Source organism: Rhodococcus yananensis, assembly GCF_020515525.1.
In the GTDB taxonomy this organism is placed as follows: domain Bacteria; phylum Actinomycetota; class Actinomycetes; order Mycobacteriales; family Mycobacteriaceae; genus Rhodococcus; species Rhodococcus yananensis.
Window position 1 is genome coordinate 1 of the sequence record NZ_JAIYEP010000025.1, and the last position, 24122, is coordinate 24122.

Annotated in this window: 22 protein-coding genes; 17 read left to right on the forward strand and 5 right to left on the reverse strand. The window is 70.0% G+C overall.

Going from position 1 to position 24122, the window contains the following annotated elements:
* The first annotated feature begins 98 nt into the window (after positions 1-98).
* The 3 genes from LDQ05_RS08365 to LDQ05_RS08375 are packed head-to-tail and all read left to right on the forward strand — an operon-like array spanning position 99 to position 1742.
* Positions 99-893, forward strand: a complete 795-nt coding sequence (locus LDQ05_RS08365) for a thymidylate synthase (protein ID WP_226436494.1) — start codon at positions 99-101, stop codon at positions 891-893.
* Complete coding sequence (locus tag LDQ05_RS08370; RefSeq protein WP_226436442.1) at positions 890-1384, forward strand: dihydrofolate reductase; 495 nt, start codon at positions 890-892, stop codon at positions 1382-1384. Before LDQ05_RS08365 ends, LDQ05_RS08370 begins: the two co-directional genes overlap by 4 nt.
* Positions 1385-1415: 31 nt before the next feature.
* The gene (locus LDQ05_RS08375) at positions 1416-1742 is read left to right on the forward strand and encodes a cupin domain-containing protein (RefSeq protein ID WP_226436443.1); all 327 of its coding nucleotides are present in this window, start codon (positions 1416-1418) and stop codon (positions 1740-1742) included.
* Here LDQ05_RS08375 and LDQ05_RS08380 read toward each other — a convergent pair.
* Positions 1726-3246: a carboxylesterase/lipase family protein gene (locus LDQ05_RS08380; protein WP_226436444.1), complete on the reverse strand. Its 1521-nt coding sequence runs from the start codon at positions 3244-3246 to the stop codon at positions 1726-1728. The genes LDQ05_RS08375 and LDQ05_RS08380 overlap by 17 nt on opposite strands.
* 223 nt (positions 3247-3469) lie before the next feature.
* Here LDQ05_RS08380 and LDQ05_RS08385 point away from each other — a divergent pair, with 223 nt between their 5' ends.
* The 6 genes from LDQ05_RS08385 (at position 3470) to LDQ05_RS08410 (ending at position 9354) form a co-directional block, all read left to right on the forward strand.
* Positions 3470-5356 (forward strand): dynamin family protein, encoded by a 1887-nt coding sequence (locus LDQ05_RS08385; RefSeq protein WP_226436445.1) that lies wholly within the window; start codon positions 3470-3472, stop codon positions 5354-5356.
* Positions 5356-6777: a GTPase gene (locus LDQ05_RS08390; RefSeq protein WP_226436446.1), complete on the forward strand. Its 1422-nt coding sequence runs from the start codon at positions 5356-5358 to the stop codon at positions 6775-6777. The genes LDQ05_RS08385 and LDQ05_RS08390 overlap by 1 nt, the downstream gene beginning before the upstream one ends.
* Positions 6778-6894: 117 nt before the next feature.
* Positions 6895-8022 carry an Hsp70 family protein gene (locus LDQ05_RS08395; protein ID WP_308013174.1) on the forward strand — a complete coding sequence of 376 codons (1128 nt, stop codon included), beginning with the start codon at positions 6895-6897 and terminating at the stop codon, positions 8020-8022.
* Positions 8015-8362, forward strand: a complete 348-nt coding sequence (locus tag LDQ05_RS08400; RefSeq protein WP_226436447.1) for a hypothetical protein — start codon at positions 8015-8017, stop codon at positions 8360-8362. The genes LDQ05_RS08395 and LDQ05_RS08400 overlap by 8 nt, the downstream gene beginning before the upstream one ends.
* Positions 8363-8383: 21 nt before the next feature.
* Positions 8384-8779, forward strand: a complete 396-nt coding sequence (locus LDQ05_RS08405; protein WP_226436448.1) for a hypothetical protein — start codon at positions 8384-8386, stop codon at positions 8777-8779.
* A 53-nt stretch (positions 8780-8832) separates the two neighbouring features.
* Positions 8833-9354 carry an RNA polymerase sigma factor gene (locus LDQ05_RS08410; protein ID WP_226436449.1) on the forward strand — a complete coding sequence of 174 codons (522 nt, stop codon included), beginning with the start codon at positions 8833-8835 and terminating at the stop codon, positions 9352-9354.
* Positions 9355-9391: 37 nt separating this feature from the next.
* Here the strand turns inward: LDQ05_RS08410 and LDQ05_RS08415 are convergent, their stop codons facing one another.
* The gene (locus LDQ05_RS08415; protein ID WP_226436450.1) at positions 9392-10663 is read right to left on the reverse strand and encodes a hypothetical protein; all 1272 of its coding nucleotides are present in this window, start codon (positions 10661-10663) and stop codon (positions 9392-9394) included.
* 72 nt (positions 10664-10735) lie between these two features.
* On the opposite strand from LDQ05_RS08415, the gene LDQ05_RS08420 reads away from it, so the two are divergent.
* From LDQ05_RS08420 to LDQ05_RS08430, 3 genes are all read left to right on the forward strand, one after another.
* Positions 10736-11335 carry a TetR/AcrR family transcriptional regulator gene (locus LDQ05_RS08420; protein WP_226436451.1) on the forward strand — a complete coding sequence of 200 codons (600 nt, stop codon included), beginning with the start codon at positions 10736-10738 and terminating at the stop codon, positions 11333-11335.
* Positions 11332-12960, forward strand: coding sequence for an acyl-CoA dehydrogenase family protein (locus tag LDQ05_RS08425; protein WP_226436452.1), 1629 nt, complete (start codon positions 11332-11334; stop codon positions 12958-12960). The genes LDQ05_RS08420 and LDQ05_RS08425 overlap by 4 nt, the downstream gene beginning before the upstream one ends.
* Positions 12961-13023: 63 nt before the next feature.
* A complete protein-coding gene (locus tag LDQ05_RS08430) occupies positions 13024-13815 on the forward strand; it encodes an FAD:protein FMN transferase (RefSeq protein WP_226436453.1) in 792 nt (263 codons plus the stop codon).
* Positions 13816-13997: 182 nt separating this feature from the next.
* Here LDQ05_RS08430 and LDQ05_RS08435 read toward each other — a convergent pair whose 3' ends face one another.
* On the reverse strand, positions 13998-14303 hold the full coding sequence (locus LDQ05_RS08435; RefSeq protein WP_226436454.1) for a chorismate mutase: 306 nt from the start codon (positions 14301-14303) through the stop codon (positions 13998-14000).
* Between the two features lie 209 nt (positions 14304-14512).
* On the opposite strand from LDQ05_RS08435, the gene pcrA reads away from it, so the two are divergent.
* The gene (pcrA, locus tag LDQ05_RS08440) at positions 14513-16879 is read left to right on the forward strand and encodes a DNA helicase PcrA (RefSeq protein ID WP_226436455.1); all 2367 of its coding nucleotides are present in this window, start codon (positions 14513-14515) and stop codon (positions 16877-16879) included.
* An 84-nt stretch (positions 16880-16963) separates the two neighbouring features.
* Here pcrA and LDQ05_RS08445 read toward each other — a convergent pair whose 3' ends face one another.
* Positions 16964-17974, reverse strand: a complete 1011-nt coding sequence (locus tag LDQ05_RS08445; RefSeq protein WP_372461061.1) for a M23 family metallopeptidase — start codon at positions 17972-17974, stop codon at positions 16964-16966.
* Between the two features lie 479 nt (positions 17975-18453).
* Here LDQ05_RS08445 and sucC point away from each other — a divergent pair, with 479 nt between their 5' ends.
* Positions 18454-19623, forward strand: coding sequence for an ADP-forming succinate--CoA ligase subunit beta (gene sucC / locus LDQ05_RS08450; RefSeq protein WP_226436456.1), 1170 nt, complete (start codon positions 18454-18456; stop codon positions 19621-19623).
* A gap of 13 nt (positions 19624-19636) precedes the next feature.
* On the forward strand, positions 19637-20539 hold the full coding sequence (sucD, locus tag LDQ05_RS08455; protein WP_226436457.1) for a succinate--CoA ligase subunit alpha: 903 nt from the start codon (positions 19637-19639) through the stop codon (positions 20537-20539).
* Positions 20540-20674: 135 nt separating this feature from the next.
* On the opposite strand, the gene LDQ05_RS08460 is transcribed toward sucD, so the two are convergent.
* Entirely contained in the window at positions 20675-21298 is a 624-nt protein-coding gene (locus LDQ05_RS08460) for an IMPACT family protein (RefSeq protein WP_226436458.1), read from the reverse strand.
* A gap of 86 nt (positions 21299-21384) precedes the next feature.
* Between LDQ05_RS08460 and LDQ05_RS08465 the strand changes: the two genes are divergently transcribed.
* Both LDQ05_RS08465 and LDQ05_RS08470 read left to right on the forward strand, forming a co-directional pair.
* Complete coding sequence (locus LDQ05_RS08465) at positions 21385-22416, forward strand: DUF5336 domain-containing protein (protein WP_226436459.1); 1032 nt, start codon at positions 21385-21387, stop codon at positions 22414-22416.
* 49 nt (positions 22417-22465) lie between these two features.
* Positions 22466-24118 (forward strand): cell division protein PerM, encoded by a 1653-nt coding sequence (locus tag LDQ05_RS08470; RefSeq protein ID WP_226436460.1) that lies wholly within the window; start codon positions 22466-22468, stop codon positions 24116-24118.
* Positions 24119-24122: the final 4 nt, after the last annotated feature.

Sequence of the window (24122 nt, forward strand, 5' to 3'; positions counted from 1 at the left end):
GCCTTTGTGGTAGTGGGAACGACCACAAAGGCGCACGGGTCGGGGCGCGCGCCCGGGCGCCTAGACTGCGAGGCGTGACTGCGCCGACCCCGTCCACCGTGCCGACCCCGTACGAAGACCTTCTGCGTCTCGTGCTCGAGACCGGGACTCCGAAATCGGACCGCACGGGCACCGGTACCCGCAGTCTGTTCGGTCACCAGATGCGGTTCGATCTCGCACAGGGGTTCCCGCTGATCACCACCAAGAAGGTGCACCACAGGTCCGTCGTGTACGAGTTGCTGTGGTTCCTGCGCGGCGACTCCAACGTGCGGTGGCTGCAGGAGCGCGGCGTCACGATCTGGGACGAATGGGCCGCCGAGGACGGTGACCTCGGCCCCGTCTACGGAGTGCAGTGGCGGTCGTGGCCCACCCCCGACGGTCGGCACATCGACCAGATCGGTCAGGTGATCGACACGATCCGCACCGATCCCGACTCGCGGCGCATGATCGTCTCGGCGTGGAACGTCGCGGACCTCGACGACATGGCGCTGATGCCGTGTCACGCGCTCTTCCAGTTCTACGTCGCCGACGGCAGGCTCAGCTGCCAGCTGTACCAGCGCAGCGCCGACCTGTTCCTCGGGGTGCCGTTCAACATCGCGAGCTACGCGCTGCTCACCCACATGGTGGCGCAGCAGACCGGGCTCGAACCGGGCGAGTTCGTCTGGACAGGCGGCGACTGCCACATCTACGACAACCACGTCGAACAGGTCACCGAACAACTCGCCCGGGACGCCCACCCGTATCCGACGCTGCGGCTGCGCCCGCGTGGGTCGATCTTCGACTACGAATTCGACGACGTCGAGATCGTCGACTACCGCCATCACCCCGCGATCAAGGCACCGGTGGCGGTATGAGCAGCGACGTCACCCTCATCTGGGCGCAGTCGCGCGGCGGTGTCATCGGCCGCGACGGCATCATCCCCTGGCACATCCCGGAGGACATGAAGTTCTTCAAGAACGCGACGATGGGCAAACCGGTGGTGATGGGCCGGCTCACCTGGGATTCGCTGCCGGAACGGTTCCGGCCGCTGCCGGGCCGCCGCAACATCGTCGTCACCCGCAACGATGCGTGGTCGGCGGACGGCGCCGACACCGCGCCCGGTATCGAGGAGGCGCTGCGCCTCGCCGGTGACGGTGAGGTGGTGGTCATGGGGGGCGCCCAGATCTACGCGGCCGCCATGCCGCACGCGACGACCCTGCTCGTGACCGAAGTGGACCTGGACGTCGCCGGTGACGCGACCGCGCCACCGATCGGCCCCGAGTGGTCCGCCGTCGACGTCGGCGACCGGACGATCTCGGCCAGCGGAACGCCGTTCCGGTGGATCCGCTACACCCGAAGCCGCTAGGCCACGTCGACGAGTGCGCGATACTTTCCCCATGGACAAGCTCTCGCTGACAGCACAGGCCCGACAGCAACTGAAACTGGCGGCCGCATCGACCAGTGGACGCAGCTCGCAGACCGTGTTCGGTGGGCACACCAAGCATCTGCGGCAGACCGTCGTGGCATTGCTGGGCGGCAAGGAACTCGGCGAGCACGACAGCCCCGGTGAGGCGACACTGCAGGTGCTCAGCGGTCAACTGCTTCTGGTCGCGGGAGACAACTCGTGGAAGGGGTCGGCGGGTGATCTGCTGATCATCCCGCCGGAGCGGCACAGCGTCGAAGCGATCGAGGACGTCGCCTTCCTGCTCACGGTGTCGATGTGAGCGCCGGGGTGGTCGCGAACCCGCGGTAGCCCTCCCACGCCAGACGCCGGTCCCGTCCCGGATCGTGTTCGACGCGGGACGGTACGTCGAAGATCATCGTTGCGCGGTCCACGTCGTCGTAGCGGGGCCACGAGGGGAGCGGCTCGCCTCCGCGCGCGAACCCGAGCCAATGCCGCTGCATCGACTCGGACACCGTCCGCAGCCCGCGACGACCCCCTGCGGCGGTGAACACCTTTCCCATCGGTTCGTCGGCCTGCGCGAACACCGTGAGCAGGTCGACGGCGTGGGTCGCGCCGACCCCCAACCAGTGCAGCAGCCGCGGCGCGTAGTCGAGCCGATACGCGTAGGTCGGTGCGTACCGTGCGTGGGCCTGCGCGATCTGCACCGACGGATACCAGAAGGTGACGTCGCCACCGAGATCGACGGCGGCGCGTCCGGCCGGGTATCCGGGGTAGGCGGCGACGACGCGGTCGCGGGCCCCGGGGTCGACAGCGGCGAACATCCGCTCGATCCGGCGTTCGTTCGTCGGCAACGCGTCCAGGACTCGGGTGAACAACTCGCCTTCGCGGAGATTGGTACCGATGATCAACGGCACCCGGTGCGCGGAACCGCCACCGAACGCCGCGGCCGGGTCGACGGGAAGGAAATCACCGTCGACGACCGGCCCGAACGCGTATCCGCCGGGCGTGACACGCGGGAGACGGGCACCGACGCGACCGAGATCGGCGGGGCTCGCCGCCGACAACGCCGCGGCCGCGTCGGCGTCCGCACCGCCGAGCAACTCCACGAAGGTCCGCGCGGCCCGGCGCGCGCGGTCGGCGTCACCGACCAGCCCCGGTGCCGGGCTCTGCGCGATGCCGCGCGCGAACAACCCCGCCGCGGCCGGCGTCGTCATCAGTGTGGTGACGGACGTGCCGCCCGCCGATTCGCCGAAGACCGTCACGTTCGACGGGTCGCCGCCGAACGCGGCGATGTTGCGCTGCACCCACTGCAGCGCCGCCACCTGATCGCGCAGACCCAGGTTCGTGTCGAACGGCCGTTCCGGGGTGGAGAATTCGGTGGCGTCGAGGAAGCCGAGCGCCCCGAGCCGATAGTTCACCGACACGTACACCACGTCGCCGCGGCGGACCAGGGATCCGCCGCCGTACACGGACATCGCCGTCGTGCCCATCGTGTAGGCGCCGCCGTGGATGAACACCAGCACCGGTCGCGCCGCGTGGGAGTGGCCGGCGGGAGCGACGACGTTGAGGGTGAGGCAGTCCTCGTCCGCGACGACCCGGTTGTCGCGGCTCGTCACCAGCATGCGCGGATGTTGGGGTGCGGCGTTGCCGAAACGGGTGGCGTCGCGTTCACCCGACCACGGTTCGACGGGGTGCGGTGCGCGGAATCGGAGTGCGCCGACCGGGGGCGCGGCGAAGGGGATGCCCCGCCAGGTGATCAGATCTCCGGTGCGGACACCGCGAACGGTACCGTCCGCGAATGTGACGAGGGTCTCGGAGGTCATGTCCCGAACTGTACGTGACGCGGTGTCACACCCGCTGCGGTCGTGTCGTGGGCGCCCGCGGTGACCGTCGTGGTGGGAGCGCCGACGATCACGACGCCGAATGGTGATTCCCGCGCGAAATTCACCGCTGTCATCACCATCTGGCGCGGTTCTCCCGTGATGTCGACCCCAGCCCGCTTCGTCCGGATTCGCTATGGTCGCAGGCGGCGTGAGAGGAGTGCCGGTGACCGGACCGCGGGTGGAGCAGGCGGCGCAGCAGAAGGAGGCTGCGCCATCCGACGGCGCATCCGCACAGCTGGACAGCGCATCTGCACAGCCGGACGGCGCATCCGCACAGCCCGATGCCGCGGCACTCGTCGACGGCACGGTCAAGGTGCTGCGCGCCTACGGGTTCGACGCCACGGCCGAGCTGGCCCTCGCGAAGAACACCGCGGTCACCCAGCAGCGCACCGTCGTCGTGGTCGGTGAGGTGCAGCGCGGCAAGAGCGCCCTCGTCAACGCGCTCATCGGTGAACGTGATGCGTCACCGTCCGCGGTGGAGATCACCACGTCCGCAGCCGTGCGGTTCGTACCACCGGACGCGCAACGCCCACCGGGCACCGCCGAACTGCTCTTCACCGACCGCAGCGAACAGGTCGATCGTGCGGCGCTCGCCGAGTGGGTCACCAGCGCGGGCAGGCACGTCACCGACCCGGACCGCGACGATCTGCCCACCGGTGCGGTGGTCGCGACCACCCGTCCGGTGCTCGGCGGTGCGGTCGTCGTCGACACCCCCGGTTCCGGTGGTCTCGTCGCCTCCCACACCGCTCTCGCCGCGCAGTCGGCGCGACAGGCCTCGGTGCTGGTGATGGTGTGCGACGCCGGGGCGCCCCTGACCGAACCGGAGATGGACTTCCTGCGGCACGCCTCGTCGTCGGTGGAGGCCGTCGTCGTGGCGGTGACGAAGACCGACAAGAATCTGCGGCGGTGGCGTCCGATCGTCGAGGAGAACCGCGCGCTGATCGAACGTCACCTGCAGCGCCGCATCCCGGTGCTCGGGGTGTCGAGCCTGCGGGCGGTGCTCGCCGCGCAGATGCCGCCCGGCCCCGCCCGCGACCGCGCTTTCCGCGCCTCGGGTATCGACGCGCTCACGGCGACGATCACCGAGCTGCTCGATTCACGGGCCGCGCTTCCGGAGGCCGCAGCGCTGCGCACCCTCCTCGAGGGGTTGCGTCGGGTCGACCGGAAGATCGGATCCGATCTGGCGGTGATCGCCGATGCGGAGGCCGCGACCGCCGACCTCACCGCTGAACGCGACCGCCTCACCGACCTGAAGAACCGCTCGGGTCAGTGGGAGCAGTACCTGGCCCGGGATCTGACCCTGGCGCGACAGGCGGCGCTCACACACCTCGACGAGCGCCTCGAAGAGGTGCGGCAGAACTGGACCGCCCGGATCAACAGGTCGTCGCTCGAGGTGATGCGCCGCAGCGCGCAGAGTTTCACCGCCGACATGCAGGTCGATCTGCTCGCGGCGATGGAGTCGGCGGCGCACGTGTTCGTCGAACGGCTCGAGGAGATCGTCGGTGAGCTGTTCGGATCCGATTCACCGCAGTGGGCGCAGATCCGCGACCGGGTGTTCGAGGCGATGCAGACCGGCACCGTCACCGTCGGTGAGGTCGGATCGAAACGGCAGGGTCTGCTCGATCCGAGTGTGCTGACGATGGGCATGATCGGTACGTCGATGCTCGGCGCCGTGATCGGTGTGGGCGCTGTCGCCGGTGTGGTGTGGGTGGGGCTGAACCTCGGCTACCGGGCGATGCGCACCGGCAAGACCAATCTGCTCACGTGGCTGCGGGAGACGCTCGCGGCGACGCGCACGAGCACGTCCCGGATGTTGGAGGCGGCCCTGTCGGTGGGGCGCCCCGAGATCGTGCTCGGTCACCGCGAGGACCTGCGTGCCCGCATCGAGGAGCTGCAGAAACAGTTGAAGGAAGCGCAGGAGTCGGCGCGGCTCGACGCGCAGACCCGCGCGAAGAACCTCGAGCGACTGAACCGGAACCGCGCGATCGTGCACAAACGGATCGGTGCGATCGAGGCGCTGCTCGCCGACCACACAGGAGCGGGACACTGATGCATCCCACCGTCGGCGATCCGGTGCACGCGCGCCTCGAGGCCGCCCTGCACGCCCTCGCGAATCTGGGCGGTGATCTGCCCTCCCACGCCTCGCGCATCGGGCAGATCCTGTTCTCACCCCCGCGCATCGTGGTGGTGGGCCGGCTCAAGGCCGGCAAGTCGACGCTCGTCAACGCGCTGATCGGTGCGCCCCTCGCCGAGACCGCGGCGCTCGAGGCCACCAACGTCGTGACCGTCTACAGCGACGGCTCGCCGTCGCGCGCCGAACTCGTGCGCCTCGACGGCACGGTCACGCCGCAACCGCTCACGTTCACCGGCGGCGTCGACCTGGTGTGCCCGCCCACGGAGATCGCGTACGTGCAGCGCCACCTGCCGTCGCAGGCGCTGCGCGACATCACGCTCATCGACACACCGGGTCTCGCCACACTGACGGTCGACAACGCCGCGACCACCCGCCGTGCGCTCATCGACGGGTTCGAGCAGACCCGCAGCGCATCGGTCGACGCCGACGCGGCGGTGTTCCTGTTCGATTCGGCGCCCCGCGCCGACGAGGTCGAGTTCCTCCACCAGCTGGGGTTCACGCCCCTGACCACCCTCGGGGTGCTCTCACGCGCGGACGGTTTCGGCGAGGGCGCGCTCGGCGCCCGCGATCCGCTCGCGCACTCCGCGGATCATGCCGGCGTCCTCGCGTCGCAGTTGACGGGACTGGTGGGGTCGGTCGTCCCGGTCGCGGGTCTGCTCGCCGAATCGAGCCACACCGGCCGGATCACGGAGGCCGACGCGCGGGCGCTGGCAGCACTGGCGGGACCGGGACCGGTGGAACTGTTCGACATCATCGACGTCGGCGACCCCATGCCGGTGGATCCGGCGACCGTGGGGAGGCTCGTGGACCTCGTCGGTGAGTACGGGCTCGTCCACGGGCGTGCCGTCGCGGCGCGGGGTGCGCACGCCCTCAACGAGTGGCTGGTCGCGCGGTCGGGGATCGCGGTGCTCCGCGACCTGCTGCACTCGTCGCTGCGCGAGTACGCGGTGCTGCAACGTGCGGCCCGGATCCTGCGGGAGATCGACGCACTCGCGTACGGGCATCCCGCGCGCGAGGCGATCCGGTCGATCGCGTACGGGCTCGAGAACGATCCGGGGCTCATGCCCGTGTTGTTGCTGCGGTCGCTGCGGTCGCTGTTGCGGTCCGATCCGGTGTCACCGTTGGTACCCGAACTGGTCGATCTGCTGCGCGGCCGGAGCTTCGCCGAGCGGCTGCGGTTGCCCGCGTCGGTGCCCCCGGCGGTGGTGCGCGACACCGCGGCAGCCCGGTTGACGGTGGTGCAGCAGCGCACCGCCGGGGTGTCGAGTGCGGCCGAGGACGCGGCGCTGACGGTGCTCGCGCGGGCGTACACGACCATCTGGAGGACCCACGCCTGAGCTCATGCGGCATGATGTGCCCCGAACCTGTGGTGTCGTCGAGGGGGATTGTTGACCGGCTGGATGCTCTCGATCGACTTCGGAACGTCCGATACGGTTGCTGCACATACTGATCCGGTGCGAGGAACCGTCGAGACGTTCGTCGAGTCCGATGCCGTCCGACCCGTGTCCGTCGTGTACGGGCGGGCCGTCGCCGAACACGGGGGGCGTCGCCCCCGCACCGTCGTGCTCACCCACCCGGACACGTGGACGGCCCAGCAGATCAGGTCGCTGATCGATTCCGCGGTCCGGGCGGGCGTGGACTCGCGCTCGCTGGTGACGGTGTCCAAGGGCTGGGCTGCGGTCGACTTCTTCACCCGATCCGAGCGGTTGCAGCGCGGGTCGGTCGTCGCGGTCCTGGACCTCGGGTACGAGACCGCGGACGCCGCGGTGTTCACGGTGGGTGGTGGCGGTGCGATGCGGCTCGCCGCGGTCGGCAGCGACCGGGCGCTCGGTGGCCGGAACCTCGACGCGGTGGTCCGTCGCATGGTCGAGCGCGCGCTCGTGGTGCGCGACCCGGACGCCGCCGCGCAGCTGCGGGTCGCGCCGGTGCACGTGCACCGTGATCTCGACGCCCAGGTGCGGCGCGCGAAGGAACGCCTGTCGCGGGAGGACACCGCGACCGTCACGGTCCGGTTGGAGGAGTGCAGTCACACCCTCACATTGGGGCGCGACGAGTTCGACGCGGCGATCGTGCCGGTGATCGACCGGGCCGTGACGGGCCTGCGGGCGGCCCTCGCCGACGCCGGACTGCCGTCGGGTACGGTGCCCGACGTCCTGTACCTCACCGGCGGTTCGGCGCGGATCCCGTCGGTGCGGTCGACGCTGGGCGGGCTGTGTCCGGTCCGGGCGGCGGGGGAGACGTCGACGGTCGTCGCCGAGGGGGCCCTCGTGGCGGTGGAGAACCGACGACGCTCGTCGCGGGCCCGCACCCTCGGCTGGTTGCGTCCGGTGGGTATCGCGGTGGCCGCGGTCCTCGTCGCCGCGGGCATCGCCGTCGCCGTGTCACGGGGGCTGACGCACGAACCGGTGGTCGTGCACGTCTCGGGGTCCGCCGTGGTCGCGCAGCCGTTCGGCGGTGCGGTGGGGGCGCCGCAGACGGCGGGGTTCGCATCGATTCCGGCGGATCGGGAACATTCGGCGGTGCCGGTGCATCAGATCGAGGACAGCACCGGCACCGACCAGAATCGAGATGATCATGAGTGAGAGCACCCCCGGCGGTATCGTCCCCAACCCCGGCCTCGGGGACGGCGCGGTCGACCTCGACGGTGACGGTATCGCCGACACCCTGTACGTCGACCTCGACGGTGACGGACGCATCGACGGTGCCCTGTTCGATCACGATCAGGACGGTCTGATCGACGAGGGCGATTTCGACACCGACGGCGACGGTATCGTCGACACCGTGATGCTCGATCTCGACGGTGACGGCGTCGCCGATGTCGCACAGGTCGACTACGACCAGGACGGCTACGCCGACGAGACGGTCGTGTACGAATCGGGCGACGACACCGCGGGGGCGGCCGACACGCTCGACCTGATGTGATCCACGCGGGAAGGTGAGGAGATGAGCCAGCAGGACGTCTCCCTGTGGGAGGCACTGGGGGTGTCGCCGGACGACACCGTCCCGGCAGTACCCGACGACGTGTGGTCGGTGGCGGTGACGACTGCGACCGACCCGGACACCCCCGCCGTGGACACCGACCTCGTGCCGGGCGATGCCCCCGGTGTCGACGAACTCGGTGTCGACGAACTCGGTGTCGACGATCCCGGAGCGGACGTCGACCTGTTCGACGAGTCGGACCCCGACGGCCTCACGTTGTCGGACCCCGACGGCCTCACGTTGTCGGACCCCGACGGTCGGCTCGGGTCCGGTGACACGGAACCCGATCCCTTCGGGGCCGACGTCGCGGACGGCGATCCCGGTCAGGCCGGGTTCGGGTCGTTCGACGAGGGATGGTGAGCACTACATCACCGGGTGAAGGTAACGTACGCCTCGACCATGGGGGTGTGCGGATGAACGGCGACGAGGAACTCATCGAGCGCTGCAAGGCGGGCGACGCCGCCGCGTTCGGCGAGTTGGTGGGACGGTACCGCCCCCGGACGTGGGCGGTGTGCGTGCAGATCACCGGAAACACGCACGACGCCGAGGACGCGCTGCAGGACGCGTTGACCGCGGCCTGGCAGAACATCGGCAAGTTCCGCGGATCGGCGAAGTTCAGCACGTGGCTGCACCGGATCGCCGCGAATGCGTCTCTCGCGACGGTGCGGCGGCGACGCGACGTGGTCGTCGACGAGATCGACCTCGGTGCCCACACCGATTCGCCGGTCGCCGATCGGGTGGTCGACGTCGACGCGGTGCGGCGGGCCCTGGCCGACCTTCCCGACGAATACCGTGCCGCGGTGGTGCTGCGCGAGTACGCGCAGTTGAGCTACGCGGAGATCGCGGAGCACCTCGGCATCCCCGTACAGACCGTCAAGAGCCGCATCAACCGGGCACGGACCCGGCTCGTCGAGGCGCTCGCCCCCGCCGAGTGACCCCCGGGCCGACCCGGGCGTCGTTGCGCGCCGCCGGTCACCAGTGATGCGCCGGTAGGCTCCGCGCGGCCAATTCGGCGTCGACGTGGGCGCGTAGCGCCGCGCGGTCCGGGAAGGCATGCTCGTCGAGAGCCACGAACGCGATCGTGTACACGTCGCGGTGACGGCACAGGTAGGCGGACAGTCGCGTTGCCGTCGCGACCTGCACGTCGGCGAGGCCCGGATGCACGGCGCGTAACGCGAGCCCGACGCACCGGTGCGGCCCGAACGTGTCCAGCAGTTCGGGTGTACGGCCGATGTTCGAGCAGAGCAGGTCACGTTCACCGGCTCCCCGCGCGAGCCGGGCCGCGAGCCGGTCCGGCATCAGTTGCAGGATCTCCTCCGGAATGCCGTGCGGGGCGCCCTCTCGGGGCTGCCGATACGCCGTGGATGCCTTGATCCGCAGCGACGCGGGGGTGTCGGCGGCCGTCGCGGCGACCGCCGCCATCGTCACACCGTTCGCGACGGTCCCGGTGTCGCGGGCGTCGACGGGAACGGAGATGTCGATGGGGTCGGGGACCCCGGCTCGGCGCGCGACACCCGCGGTGACGGCGAGGAACAGCGAGTTCGCGGTGCCGCCGGCGACACGGCCGTCCCACGCGGCGGCGTCGACGTCGACGATCGCGGTGCGTGCCGCCGAGTGCACCGGCAGTGGTGTGTGCCGCGGTGTCCTGGCGGTGCGTCGGATCCGTACGTGCCGGAGACCGGCGGCCACCCGCCGGACGACACGTGCGGCGTCCTTCAGATCGGCGCCGCGGGCGTGCGGTGTGGACACGGGGGTGTCGAGGCGCCCGGCGAGGGCGTCGGCGACCGCGGTGATGAGCCCGCGCGCGTCGCTGAGCACGTGCGAGCAGACGAGGGACACGACCGTTCCGCCGTCGTCGAGTGGTGCGGCGACGAGTGCCCAGCCGGGACGCCGGGAGGGGTCGACGTCCACGTCGGCCTGTTCGTCCGCCCAGGTGAGCAGGTCTCCGGTGGCGACCGGTTCGGTTCCGTACCGCAGCGGGTAGGACGCCACGGTCGGTTCGAAGCGGGGGCGGGCCCCCGGAATGCGCGGTAGCACGACGCGGCGTCCCAGAGGTCCCTGCGAGAGCGCGTCGTGCAGCGAGATCAGCAGGGGCGCGCCGATCGTGTCGTCGGTGCGCCACAGTCCCTGCATCACCGACGGCAGGCCCGCTCCGCGGTGCCGGTACAGGAACAGTTCGTCGACGACGGTGAGCCGGTCGCCGGTGCCGGTGGGGTCGCGGGTGGTGTCGCCGAGGTCGTCCATCGTTCCGACGGTATCGCGCGTGCCGCGCCGTGACCGTTGACTGAAGTTATGAACTCGGGTTCAATTCTTGATGTGGCCTACCGTCGCACTCCCGCCGTCCAGGAACGACTCGATGCGCAACGCGAGTCGATCGCCGCGGCCGCCGTCGCACTGCTCGGCGAACACGGCTACCGGGGTCTGTCCATCGCCGCCGTCGCCGACCGCGCCGGCGTCGCCACCGGCACCGTGTACCGCCACTACGACGACAAGTCCGACCTCATGGTCCGCGTGTTCCGGGACCAGTGCGGACGCGAGGTCGACGCCGTCACGCAGGCGGGCGCCGTCGGCACCGGTGTCGACCGGGTGACCCGCATCGTCGAGACCTTCGCCCGCCGGGCACTGCGCAACCCCACCCTCGCGTACACCCTGCTCGCCGAACCCGTCGACGCTGCCGTCGACGAGGAACGACTCGTGTTCCGCCGCTCCTTCGCCGCAGCCTTCGAACAGGCCGTCCGGCACGGCATCGACACCGGCGAGTTCCCCACCCAGAACACCGGTTTCACCGCGGCCGCGCTCGTCGGTGCTGTCGGGGAGGTGCTCACCGGCCCGTTGCGCGCCGGCGACCACACCGCCGAGGACACCGTCCCCGCCCTCGTCACACTCGCCCTCCGCACGTCAGGAGTATCGCCATGACCTTCCCCGCCACCCACGAGGTGTTCAACCAGGTTCCCGACCTCGTCCCGTACCCCGCGGGCGACGACCTCGCGCTGCTCGAGGGCCTGCGTCGCGAGGGTGCGGCCTGGGCCGAGGACGACGTCCGCGCCCTCGGGGTCCGCGCAGGCGGCGTCGATGCACAGGATCGGGGTCGTCTCGCCGACGAGTACCCGCCCGTCCTGCACACCCACGACCGCTACGGCAACCGCATCGACGAGGTCGAGTTCCACCCGGCCTGGCACGACCTCATGCGCGTCGCCGTCGAGAACGGGTTGCACGCCGCACCGTGGCGCGACGACCGCCCCGGCGCCCACGTGGCCCGCGCCGCCAAGTTCTACGTGTGGGGTCAGGCCGACGCCGGGCACATGTGCCCGATCTCCATGACGTACGCGGCCGTCCCCGCGCTGCGTCACGCCCCCGACCTCGCCGCCGTGTACGAACCGCTGCTCGCGGCACCCCACTACGACTTCGGGCTGCGTGAACCGTCGACGAAGCGGGGTCTGATCGCCGGCATGTCGATGACCGAGAAGCAGGGCGGTTCCGACGTCCGCGCCAACACCACCGCCGCCACCCGCAACGCCGACGGCACCTACACGATCGTCGGGCACAAGTGGTTCACGTCCGCACCGATGTCCGACCTGTTCCTGACCCTCGCGAACACCGCCGCCGGACCCACCTGCTTCCTGCTGCCGCGCGTGCTGCCCGACGGCACGCGCAACCGCATCCACCTCCAGCGGCTCAAGAACAAGCTCGGCAACAAGTCCAACGCGTCGTCCGAGATCGAGTACGAGGGTGCCACCGGCTGGCTCGTCGGTGAGGAGGGACGCGGTGTCGGCACCATCATCGAGATGGTCAACATGACCCGCCTCGACTGCGTGATCGGGTCCGCCACCGGTATGCGCGCAGCCACCCTCCGCGCGGTGCACCACGCCCGGCACCGCTCCGCGTTCGGTGCGCTGCTCGTCGACCAGCCACTCATGCGCAACGTCCTCGCCGACCTCGTCGTCGAAACCGAGGCGGCCACCACGATGATGATGCGGCTCGCCGGCGCCACCGACCGTTCCGCAGGCGACCCGCAGGAGGCGGCGCTGCGACGCATCGCGCTCGCCGTCACCAAGTACTGGGTGTGCAAGCGGGCACCCGCCCACAGCGCCGAAGCCCTCGAATGCCTCGGCGGCAACGGGTACGTCGAGGACTCCGGAATGCCCCGCCTGTACCGGGAGGCTCCGCTGATGTCCGTCTGGGAGGGCTCCGGCAACGTCGCCGCCCTCGATGCGCTGCGCGCCATGGTCCGGCAACCCGACACCGTCGAGGCGTTCTTCGGCGAACTCGAGCTCGCGCGTGGCACCGACTCCCGGCTCGACGACGCGATCGCCCGCGTCGGCAAGGAACTCGCCGACCTGGAGAACGTCGAGTACCGGGCGCGGCGGGTCGTCGAACTCATGGCTCTGGTCCTGCAGGGAGCTCAGCTCGTGCGGCACGGGCATCCCGCGGTCGCCGACGCGTTCTGCGCGAGCCGGCTCGACCGCGACTGGGGTATCGCGCTCGGCACCCTGCCGGTCGGCGTCGACACCGCAGCCGTCCTGGCGAGAATCGGAGGCTGACCTCCGCCGCGCACGAGGGCATACTGGAGTTTCACCGACCTTGTCGAGACCGGGTGAGCTTCCATGATCAGCAGCAGTCACTGGCGGGGGTGGGGGGAGGAGATCGCACTCGCGGTCACCGAGTACGCGGCGCTGAGCGACGCGGAGCGACTCGTGCGAACCGTCGTGGAGGAAACCGCGGCGGCCTGCGACCCGAACCGGGGCGACGCCGAGATCCACACCGTCAACCTCGCCCAGGGCACCCCCATCCGAGTCGGTGCCCGGTTGTCGGCGTTGCTGCGGTCCGCGCTGTGGGCGGCGCGGATGACCGACGGTGCCGTCGACCCGGTCGCCGGCGACGACCGGCCCGGCGACGACCCGTCGGTGCCGCGGGTCCATCCCGTGCCCGGCTACCTCGACGTGCACCTCGACGGCGACACCGTGCTGGCCCCGTGGGGAGTGATCCTCGACATCACCGCGACCGCGCGCGCCGACATCGCCGACCGGTCCGCCGCGCTCGTCGCCCGGATGCTCGAATGCGGCGTCCTCGTCCGCGTCGGCGACACCGTCGCCACCGGTGGACACTGCCCCGCCGGTGGGTGGCAGGTGTCGCTGCCCGACCACGGCACCGTCGAGCTCCCCGCCGGCACCGCCATGTCGTCGCAACGGTCCGGGCCGGAACCCACGGGAATGTGGCACACCGTCACCGTCATCGCCCCCGACGCGGTGTGGGCTGATGCCGCGGCCAACGCCGCCCTGCACCGGGGGATCGGTGCAGTCTCCTGGCTCGAGCAGTACGAGCTTCCGGCGCGGTTGATCGATGAACGGGGACGGATCCACACGACGGTCGCGTGGTCGGACCCTCGCGCTGCCTGACCCCACGATCCCCGTCGGCCTCCGGCCTCGTCGGCCTCCGGCCTCGTTGAGCGAATGTATCGCTTGCTCGATCGAATCGATCGAGCGATACATTCGCTCGGCGGTGGCGGTGGCGGTGGCGGTGGCGGCGGCGGCGGCGGCGGTGGTGGCGGGTAGAGCGGTGGGCGGCTAGGGCCGTGGCCTCAGTGACCCAGACGACCGCGGCCGAGCCGCAGCAGCAGCATCGCGAGGGTGTGCCCCTCCTGGCCGAGTTCGCTGAAGCGTTCGAGCACCTTCATCTCGCGGCTGTGGACGAGCCGGGTACCTCCGGACGCCATCCGCGTACGCCCGATGATCCGGGACACCTCGGTGCGTCGCTTGACGGCCGCGAGGATCTCGGAGTCGAGGCGGTCGATCTCCTTGCGGAGGTCGTCGATCTCGGCCTCGCTGGTGGGCACCGTGTCGGGGGTGGTGTCGCCGGGCATGGAAGCGTCGATGTTCGTGCTCATGTCATCTCCTCGCGTCAGCTCTGGGATCGTCTAACAGGTGTGTGCTGTTACCGGGACCTGCCGGCATGGATGGCCTGCCTGCGGAGACGGCCTCGAATCCGCATCTCGCCACGACGAAGGGAACACGACATAACGTTCAGTTTGCCACTGCGTCACCGCCCCGCCAAGTCGGGTTCGCTGTCGGAGCCGTCCGGTAGTTTTGGAACACGATGAACACTCCCGCCGCGCTCGCCTCCTCGCTCCCCACCGCCGATTCGCTGCTCGACGGGCTCAATCCGCAACAGCGCGAGGCGGTCCTGCACGAGGGGGGGCCGTTGCTCATCGTGGCCGGGGCCGGTTCCGGCAAGACCGCGGTGCTCACCCGGCGGATCGCATATCTGCTGGCAGAGCGGGGTGTCGCACCCGGGCAGATCCTGGCGATCACGTTCACCAACAAGGCTGCCGCCGAGATGCGCGAGCGTGTCGCCGCCCTCGTGGGCCCCCGAGCACACGCGATGTGGGTGTCGACGTTCCACTCCAGCTGCGTACGGATCCTGCGCGCCCAGGCGGCGTTGCTGCCGGGCATGAACTCCAACTTCACGATCTACGACTCCGACGATTCGCGTCGGCTCCTGACGATGATCGCGAAGGATCAGGGGCTCGACAGCAAGAAGTACTCGGCGCGACTCCTTGCGACGCAGATCTCCAACCTCAAGAACGAACTGGTCGACCCCGCGGAGGCAGCCGCCGACGCGAGCGGCGACCCGGCCGACCTCCCGCGGATCGTCGCGACGGTCTACGCCGAGTACCAGCGGCGGCTGCGCGCCGCGAACGCCTTCGATTTCGACGACCTCATCGGTGAGACGGTCGCGTTGCTGCAGGCCCATCCGCAGGTCGCCGAGTACTACCGGCGGCGGTTCCGGCACGTCCTGGTCGACGAGTACCAGGACACCAACCACGCCCAGTACGTCCTCGTGCGCACCCTCGTCGGCGACGACGACGAGCCGGGCGACGTTCCGCCGTCCGAACTGTGCGTCGTCGGCGACGCCGACCAGTCGATCTACGCGTTCCGCGGCGCGACCATCCGCAACATCGAGGAGTTCGAGCGCGACTACCCGCAGGCCGACACCATTCTCCTCGAACAGAACTATCGGTCGACGCAGAACATCCTGACGGCCGCGAACTCCGTCATCGCCCGCAACACGGGGCGTCGCGAGAAGCGCCTGTGGACCGATGCGGGCGCGGGCGAGAAGATCGTCGGCTTCGTCGCCGACAACGAGCACGACGAGGCGCAGTTCGTGGCGTCGGAGATCGATCGGCTCGTCGACAGCGGTGATGTCCGCTACTCGGACATCGCGGTGTTCTACCGCACCAACAACGCGTCCCGTCCCTTCGAGGACGTCTTCATCCGGCACGGGGTGCCCTACAAGGTGGTCGGTGGCGTCCGCTTCTACGAGCGCAAAGAGGTGCGCGACATCGTCGCCTACCTGAAGGTACTCGACAATCCGGACGACACCGTGGGGTTGCGCCGCATCCTCAACACACCCCGCCGCGGTATCGGCGATCGCGCGGAAGCGTGTGTCGCGGTGCACGCCGAACGGTACGACGTGAGTTTCGGGCAGGCGTTGCGCGATGCCGCCGACGGCAAGGTGGCCTTGCTCAACACGCGCGCACAGAAGGCGATCGCACAGTTCGTGAACATGCTCGACGAACTCCGGGAGATGCTCGTCGCCACCGACGGTGACGGCAACGTCGTCACCGACATCGGCGACGTCGCCGAGGCGGTGCTCGAACGGTCCGGGTACCGCGCCGAACTCGCCGGGAGCGACGACCCGCAGGACGGCGCCCGCCTCGACAACCTTCACGAACTCGTCAGTGTGGCACGTGAATTCAGTTCTGATGCCCGCAATGCGGCGGGAATCGTCGACGACGACCGCGAGGAGGGTGAGCCGGAACCCGGGTCGCTCGCCGCGTTCCTGGAGAAGGTGTCTCTGGTCGCCGACGCCGATCAGGTCCCCGACAACGAGGACGGCGTCGTCACGTTGATGACGTTGCACACCGCGAAGGGGCTCGAGTTCCCCGTCGTGTTCGTGACCGGTTGGGAGGACGGGCAATTCCCGCACATGCGGGCACTGGGTGATCCTGCCGAACTCTCGGAGGAGAGGCGGCTCGCGTATGTGGGGATCACCCGTGCGCGGCATCGGCTCTACCTCAGTCGCGCGGTGCTGAGGTCGTCCTGGGGACAACCCGTCACCAATCCGGAATCACGTTTCCTGCAAGAGGTTCCGCAAGATCTGGTCGAGTGGCGTCGCACCGGGCCGACGCCTGCGCGCGGTCGCGCGATCGGTTCCGGGGTCGGTTCGCGTCTCGGTGCGGAGGGGCGGGCGTCCGCCGCTTCCGGTTTCGGTGCGGCGCGGGGGAGGAACAATCAGTTGGTGCTGGCGGTGGGGGACCGGGTCAGTCATGACAAGTACGGTCTGGGGACGGTGCTCGAGACCAAGGGGTCCGGTCCGACGGCGACGGTCGTCGTGGACTTCGGTTCGGCGGGGAAGGTGCGGCTGATGCTCGTCGGCGGTGTGCCGATGATCAAGCTGTGAGATGGGGATTCGGTGGCGGTGTGCTCCCGCGACCGGTGCGCATCACACAGCGCTCGCCCCGGATCGTGGAATCCGAAGCACGCTCTAGTCGGCGCGCTGTCCGAGTGCGATTCCGCGGGTCGCGAGCCACGGAACGGGGTCGATCTTGTCGACGCCGTTGAGGTGTACCTCGAAGTGCAGATGCGGGCCGGTGGAGAAGCCTCGATTGCCCATCGTCGCGATCTGATCGCCGGCCATCACCTGCTGTCCGACGCTGACGAGGCTCTGGTCGATGTGGCCGTACACGGTGACGGTTCCGTCGGCATGGAGCAGGCGCACCCACATGCCGAAGCCGGATGCGGGGCCCGAGTCGATGACCACGCCGTCGGCGACCGCGTAGATGGGGGTGCCGATGGCGTTGGCGATGTCGACGCCGGCGTGCAGCGTGCCCCAGCGTGCTCCGAAGTGCGAGGTGAAGCTGCCGACGGCGGGAAGGACGAACAGAGGGCGGCGGGCGGCGGCCTCGCGGGCGGCGCGTTCTTCGCTGAACCGCTCGCCCTTGGCGAGGAGGTTGGAGAACTGCGACAGGTCGTTGGGGTCGGCGACGTTGAGCACCTGCGGTGCCTGGGACGGCGCGGATCCGTTGCTCGCGGCGGCGAACTGTGCGGCCTGCGGAACGGCGGTGGCAGCGATGACGTTCGAGTCGGTGTCGGACGTGTCGGCGGCCAGCGCGATGTCGGAACGCTCGGTGGCGACGCCGTGCGCGCTGGTGGCGGCCTGGCCCGCGGCGACGACGGCGCCTGCGGCGACCGCGAAGACGGCGGCGCGGCCCTTGAGGGCGGTGGGGGGCGTCGGGATGCGGTGCGCTCCGGTGCGGGTGACGGGGGAGTCGACGTTCTGCACGGGGGTTGCCGTGTTCCGGGAGGCGGTGCCTGCAACCGGGGTGGTGCCGTCGTAGGTGGGTTCCGGGGCGAGGCCGCGGCGGAAGTCCATCGTCGCCGAGTTGTTCCAGGTGTCGGCGTTGTTCCAGGTGTCGGCGTACCGGTGGTCCCAGGGCTCGGGGTCGGTGCGGCGGCCGTGGCTGCCGGTGTCCGAACTGCCTGGGCGCATCCCCATCCTCGCTTTCGTGACCTCATCGTTACTTCGACTGGAGCGACGGTAACGAAACGATCGCGTCGGTGGCAAGCCGTAAGCCCGACAACGACGTCGATGTGACGGTCATCACAGCCGGATTCGAGGTGAATGCAGTGCTCGCGCTCGCGCGCGGGCGGGGTCACAAAGGTGTCGCCGGGCATCGCGGTTTCGTTTCGGGCGTGATTCGGATGCTGCATTCTGCATCACGGTGACGCGCGGCGGAGACCGGTCGTCGTGTGGATCGGGCCACCTGTCATTCTGGACCGCGGTGCTTCCCTCGTTCGCGGCCCGTTCGCATCCCGGGGGGAACGCGTGAGGTAGCCCGACGGCTCCCGATGCCCGTGACATGCGCCACATGAGGTGCACGCGGTCGAATCGTGGGTCGTCCGAGTAACTAGAGTCCGACATCGGCCCGCTCAATACCCCCGAGCGGGCGTGAACGCAGACGAGACGGTGAGCAGATGGATCTCTTCGAATACCAGGCGAAGGAACTCTTCGCCAAGCATGACGTGCCGACCTCGGCCGGCCGTGTTACCGACACTGTCGCCGGTGCCCGCGAGATCGCCGAGGAAATCGGCAAGCCCGTGATGGTCAAGGCTCAGGTCAAGGTCGGTGGCCGCGGCAAGGCCGGCGGCGTGAAGTACGCGGCCACCGCGGACGATGCGCAGACCCACGCCGAGAACATCCTCGGCCTCGACATCAAGGGTCACATCGTCAAGAAGCTGCTGGTCGCCGAGGCGAGCGAGATCGCGGAGGAGTACTACATCTCCTTCCTGCTCGACCGCACCAACCGCACCTACCTGGCGATGTGCTCGGTCGAGGGTGGCATGGAGATCGAAGAGGTCGCCGCCACCAAGCCCGAGCGTCTGGCCAAGATCGCTGTCGACGCCGTCAAGGGTGTCGACCTCGCGTTCGCCCGTGAGATCGCGGAGAAGGGCCACCTGCCCGCCGAGGTCCTCGACGCCGCGGCCGTCACGATCCAGAAGCTGTGGGAGGTCTTCGTCAAGGAAGACGCTCTCCTCGTCGAGGTCAACCCCCTCGTCCGCACCCCGGACGACCAGATCCTCGCCCTCGACGGCAAGGTCACCCTGGATGCCAACGCCGACTTCCGGCAGCCCGGCCACGCCGAGTTCGAGGACAAGGACGCCACGGATCCGCTCGAGCTCAAGGCCAAGGAGAACGACCTCAACTACGTCAAGCTCGACGGCGAGGTCGGCATCATCGGTAACGGCGCCGGCCTGGTCATGTCGACCCTGGACGTCGTCGCCTACGCGGGCGAGAAGCACGGCAACGTCAAGCCCGCCAACTTCCTCGACATCGGTGGCGGCGCGTCCGCCGCGGTCATGGCCGCCGGTCTCGACGTCATCCTCAACGATGCGCAGGTCAAGAGCGTCTTCGTGAACGTCTTCGGTGGCATCACCGCCTGTGACGCGGTCGCCAACGGCATCGTCGGCGCGCTGCAGACCCTGGGCGACGAGGCCAACAAGCCGCTCGTCGTGCGTCTGGACGGCAACAACGTCGAGGAGGGTCGCCGCATCCTCGCCGAGGCCGCTCACCCGCTGGTCACGGTCGTCGCCACCATGGACGAGGCTGCCGACAAGGCTGCCGAGCTCGCGTTCGCAGCGAAGTAAGGGATACAGAACAATGGCAATCTTCCTTACCAAGGATTCCAAGGTCATCGTCCAGGGCATCACCGGTGGCGAGGGCACCAAGCACACCGCGCTGATGCTCAAGGCCGGCACGCAGGTCGTCGGCGGTGTCAACGCCCGCAAGGCCGGCACCACGGTCTCGCACACGGACAAGGACGGCAACGCCGTCGAACTGCCCGTCTTCGGCACCGTCGCGGAGGCCATGAAGGAAACCGGCGCGGACGTCTCGATCGCGTTCGTTCCCCCGGCCTTCTCGAAGGACGCCATCGTCGAGGCCATCGACGCGGAGATCCCGCTGCTCGTGGTCATCACCGAGGGCATCCCGGTGCAGGACTCCGCGTACGCGTGGGCCTACAACGTCGAGAAGGGCAGCAAGACCCGGATCATCGGCCCCAACTGCCCCGGCATCATCACCCCCGGTGAGGCGCTCGTCGGCATCACCCCGGCGAACATCGCGGGCAAGGGCCCGGTCGGCCTCGTGTCGAAGTCCGGCACCCTGACCTACCAGATGATGTTCGAGCTGCGCGAGTTCGGCTTCTCGACCGCCATCGGCATCGGCGGCGACCCGGTCATCGGCACCACCCACATCGACGCCATCGAGGCGTTCGAGAAGGACCCGGAGACCAAGGTCATCGTCATGATCGGCGAGATCGGTGGCGACGCCGAGGAGCGTGCCGCCGACTACATCAAGGCGAACGTGACCAAGCCGGTCGTCGGCTACGTCGCCGGCTTCACCGCGCCGGAGGGCAAGACCATGGGCCACGCCGGCGCCATCGTCTCCGGTTCCTCGGGCACCGCGCAGGCCAAGAAGGATGCGCTCGAGGCCGCGGGCGTCAAGGTCGGCAAGACGCCGTCCGAGACCGCTGCTCTCGCCCGCGAGATCCTGAAGTCGCTCTGATCCCGGCTTCGTCGCTCCGCTGAGCACCGCGCAATCCGCTGCGCGAGCATCTCGCTCCGCGAGCATCGAGCGAATGTATCGCTCGATCGATTCAATCGATCGAGCGATACATTCGCTCAGGTCGTAGCAGGGGTCTCAGGCGTCCACCCACTCCGACCCGGCCGGCTCGAGCTCGGCTGCGCCCGAGGTCAGCGACGCCACCATCCCCTCCAGTTCGTCCCGGTCACGTGCCGCCACCGTGATCGTCACCAGAGCCGTGTACGCGACGTCGAGCACCGCGACACCCCGCGACCGCAACTCCGCCTCCACCCGGCCCGCCTCGGCATGACCGACGGTGAACGTGTACTTCTCCTGCCTGCGCCGCTCCACGAGGGTCGCGGAATCCAACGCGACCGCAACGGCACCCGAATAGGCGCGCACCAGCCCGCCCGCGCCCAGCTTGATGCCGCCGAACCAGCGCGTCACCACGACCGCGACGTCGACGAGATCGCGGTGGTGCAGCACCTGCAGCATCGGCACCCCCGCCGTCCCGCCGGGCTCACCGTCGTCGCTCGACCGTTCCGCCCGCGACGCGGGATCGGCTCCCACCGCGAACGCCCAGCAGTGGTGCCGCGCATCCGGATGCAGCTGTCGCCGCTCGTCGACGAACGCGGCGGCCTCCTCCGAGGATCCGACGCGGCGCACCGCGGCGAGGAACCGCGAATGCTTGACTTCGGTTTCGACGAGGACATCCGGGCCGGGAGCGAGGGTGCGGGGCATCGCCCCATTCTCCCAGCGATCGCCCGCCGCTCCCGTCGGGTGCCTAGGCTGGTGCACAGCGATCGACCGCACGAGGAGGAGCGCACATGACTTCACCGACCGGCATTGCGCCGACCGGCCGGCCGGCCCCGACCAGGATGGTGCCGCTGCTGCTGCCTCTGGTGGTCGCCGTGCTCGGCGTCGTCAACACCCTGCTGGGTCTCGCACCGTACGTGACCATCGAACTGCGTTCGCACGTGTGGCTGTCGTCGTTCGACTACGGGTTCGCGACCGTGGCGCTGGGATTCCTGCTGTTCGGCGGTGGCTGTGCGGCACTGTCGCTGCTGCCGGGGCAGGACCTGCGGGCCACTGCGGTGGCGGCATCCGGTGTCGGCTTCGTCATGTCGGTGTTCCAGCTGTTCCACCTGCCGGACGAGACCAGCATCGCGTGGGGTGGTGTGCTCATCCTCATCCTGGGCTTCGTGCAGACCGTGGCCGCGGTGATGGCCCTGCTGTTCGGTATCGGGGTGCTCGCGCCGGGGCGGGCGTTCGACGCACCCGACGGATCGGGGGTGCCCCAGGGGCCGGCCCAGCCGCAGTACCCGGGCCAGCCGCAGTACCCGGGCCAGCAGTACCCGGGCCAGCAGTATCCGGTCCAGCCGCAGTACCCGACCCAGCAGCAGTACCAGGGCGGGTACGGTGCGCCGACGCAGCAGTTCGCCGCCGGGGCGCAGCCGACGGGACCAGGCCGGTACGGTGCCGCACAGCAACCCGAGGAGGGCACACAGTTCCCGAATCCGGCGCAGCAGCCGTACCCGGGCACCCAGTACCCGGCGTACCCCGCCCAACCCTCCGGCGGGTACGCCACGGCGTACACCTCGCAGCAGCACCCTCAGCCGCAGTCTCCGGTGCCACCGGAACCGCACAGCCCCTACACCCAGCCGTACGCCGAAGCGCAGGCCGGGGCGGAGTCGCAGGTGGGGTCGCAGGCGGAGCCGGAGCAGCGGAGCGCGACCGCACAGTCCGGGCCCGGTGCCCCGGGCGCCGACGAACCGGACGCGCCCGCCGGACCGGCGAGTGGGGAGAACCCCGACGACACGGCGACCCAGGTGTTCCGTGCGCCGGACGATCCGCGTTGATCGGCGCGCCTGACGCGGTCGGCATCGGTGCGGTGCCACCATCGACGCGATGACTTCGACGCTCGGCCGGTCAGTTCGGCACCCACCACCCGCAGGTGATCAGCTCGATCCGGAACGCTTCCGGATCCTCCTCGGCGCCGCGACCCGCGTGCCCGCCGTGGTCGTCGCGTTCGTGGCGACGTTCGTGACGCTGACCATGGTGACCGCCGACAGCGACCTGACGGGGATCTACGCGGCCATCGCCGGGACGTGGCTGGCGTTGCATCAGGTTCCGTTGACGATCGACGACGCGACCCTCGGGGCGCTCCCGTTGCTACCCACCGCGATCGTGGTGTGGCGTTCGGTGCGCGTGTGCGCGCACGCCACGGATTCGCTCGTCGAACACACCGAACGCGACCTGTCGCTCGTCGATGCCGCGCGTCTCGCCGCGGCGACGATCGTGGGTCCCCTGACGATCACCGTGATCGCGCTGGTGGTGGTGCAGGACGCGTCCGGTGTCCTGCCGGTGTCACCGCCGAACGAGGCGGCCGCGCTCGCGTGGGTGACGGGCGTGTATCTGCTGTCCGCGCTGATCGGCATCGGTCTGCGTTCGTGGCGGGGGCTGTGCCTCCGCCACGGCGTGCCGGAATGGGCGGTGATCTCGGTGCGACCGGCGGTGCGGGCCCTGCTGGGCATGCTCGCGATGGGCGCTCTGCTCACCGCGGTCGGACTCGCGCTGTCCTGGGGAACCGTCGGTGATCTCCTCGCGCGTGGCGACGACGTGTCCGGTCTGCTCGGACTGACGGTCATGTCGATCCTGTACCTGCCGAACGTCGTCGTCGCCGCGTCCGCGATCCTCGCCGGCAGTGCCGTGCAGTTCGGTGACATGACGCTGAGCCTGTTCGAGGCGACCGGAGGTGACGTTCCGGCGTTGCCCGTGCTCGGGGCGATCCCGGAGGGGCCGGCCGGTGCGTCCTGGGTGGTGGCGTTGGCGGTGCCCGCGACCGTCGGCGCGCTGCTGGGACGATTCGCCGCGCATCGCACGTTGCAGGCGCTCGCCGACGGGGTCCCGGTCGCCCGCACCGACACGGCGCTGACCGTGCTCGCCGCTGCCGCGCAGGTGGGCGTCGGTACCGCCGTGCTGACGTGGGTCGCGAGCGGGTCCCTCGGCCGGTTCGGGACGGTCGGCGCCAACTGGTGGCTCGCCGGGATCCTGATGTTCGCGTGGACGGGACTGCTCGGGCTGATCACTGCGCAACTGCTCATGTGGCGGGAGGGACGTCTCGGTGCTGCGGCCGCGCGGGCTGCGACCGCGGCCGACGCCGTGGACGATCCGGACGACGGCGCGGACCCGGATGATGTCGCTGATCCCGACGACCACACCGATCCCGACGAGCAGAAGGCACTCGGGCCCGGAGCGTCGGACGAACACGGGGACGACGCCGACCCCGCCGACCCCGCCGACCCCGCCGACCCCGACGACGGCGACCCCGACGACGACCCCGACCCCGACGACGCCGACCCCGACCCCGACGACGACGCGATCGAGACAGAGGTGATCGACGCGGAGATCGTCGAGGTCGAGGACGAGGACCGTGACGCCGGTACCGACCGGGCAACCCCACCGGCACGTGCGGACGTCGCCGACGACGACTCCGACGATGATGCGGGTGCGGATGCCGACGAGGAGGTCGAGGGCAAGGGCACGAGACGCGGCGACTAGGATT

What these genes read in the sequence shown, in the direction of transcription:
- LDQ05_RS08445 (WP_372461061.1), bottom strand. Translation starts at nt 17,974, where the DNA reads ATGGGGATGCGCCCAGGCAGTTCGGACACCGGCAGCCACGGCCGCCGC.
- sucD (WP_226436457.1), top strand. Translation starts at nt 19,637, where the DNA reads ATGGCAATCTTCCTTACCAAGGATTCCAAGGTCATCGTCCAGGGCATC.
- sucC (WP_226436456.1), top strand. Translation starts at nt 18,454, where the DNA reads ATGGATCTCTTCGAATACCAGGCGAAGGAACTCTTCGCCAAGCATGAC.
- LDQ05_RS08400 (WP_226436447.1), top strand. Translation starts at nt 8,015, where the DNA reads ATGAGTGAGAGCACCCCCGGCGGTATCGTCCCCAACCCCGGCCTCGGG.
- LDQ05_RS08460 (WP_226436458.1), bottom strand. Translation starts at nt 21,298, where the DNA reads ATGCCCCGCACCCTCGCTCCCGGCCCGGATGTCCTCGTCGAAACCGAA.
- LDQ05_RS08465 (WP_226436459.1), top strand. Translation starts at nt 21,385, where the DNA reads ATGACTTCACCGACCGGCATTGCGCCGACCGGCCGGCCGGCCCCGACC.
- LDQ05_RS08415 (WP_226436450.1), bottom strand. Translation starts at nt 10,663, where the DNA reads ATGGACGACCTCGGCGACACCACCCGCGACCCCACCGGCACCGGCGAC.
- LDQ05_RS08410 (WP_226436449.1), top strand. Translation starts at nt 8,833, where the DNA reads ATGAACGGCGACGAGGAACTCATCGAGCGCTGCAAGGCGGGCGACGCC.
- LDQ05_RS08380 (WP_226436444.1), bottom strand. Translation starts at nt 3,246, where the DNA reads ATGACCTCCGAGACCCTCGTCACATTCGCGGACGGTACCGTTCGCGGT.
- LDQ05_RS08470 (WP_226436460.1), top strand. Translation starts at nt 22,466, where the DNA reads ATGACTTCGACGCTCGGCCGGTCAGTTCGGCACCCACCACCCGCAGGT.
- LDQ05_RS08370 (WP_226436442.1), top strand. Translation starts at nt 890, where the DNA reads ATGAGCAGCGACGTCACCCTCATCTGGGCGCAGTCGCGCGGCGGTGTC.
- pcrA (WP_226436455.1), top strand. Translation starts at nt 14,513, where the DNA reads ATGAACACTCCCGCCGCGCTCGCCTCCTCGCTCCCCACCGCCGATTCG.
- LDQ05_RS08405 (WP_226436448.1), top strand. Translation starts at nt 8,384, where the DNA reads ATGAGCCAGCAGGACGTCTCCCTGTGGGAGGCACTGGGGGTGTCGCCG.
- LDQ05_RS08375 (WP_226436443.1), top strand. Translation starts at nt 1,416, where the DNA reads ATGGACAAGCTCTCGCTGACAGCACAGGCCCGACAGCAACTGAAACTG.
- LDQ05_RS08435 (WP_226436454.1), bottom strand. Translation starts at nt 14,303, where the DNA reads ATGAGCACGAACATCGACGCTTCCATGCCCGGCGACACCACCCCCGAC.
- LDQ05_RS08425 (WP_226436452.1), top strand. Translation starts at nt 11,332, where the DNA reads ATGACCTTCCCCGCCACCCACGAGGTGTTCAACCAGGTTCCCGACCTC.
- LDQ05_RS08430 (WP_226436453.1), top strand. Translation starts at nt 13,024, where the DNA reads ATGATCAGCAGCAGTCACTGGCGGGGGTGGGGGGAGGAGATCGCACTC.
- LDQ05_RS08390 (WP_226436446.1), top strand. Translation starts at nt 5,356, where the DNA reads ATGCATCCCACCGTCGGCGATCCGGTGCACGCGCGCCTCGAGGCCGCC.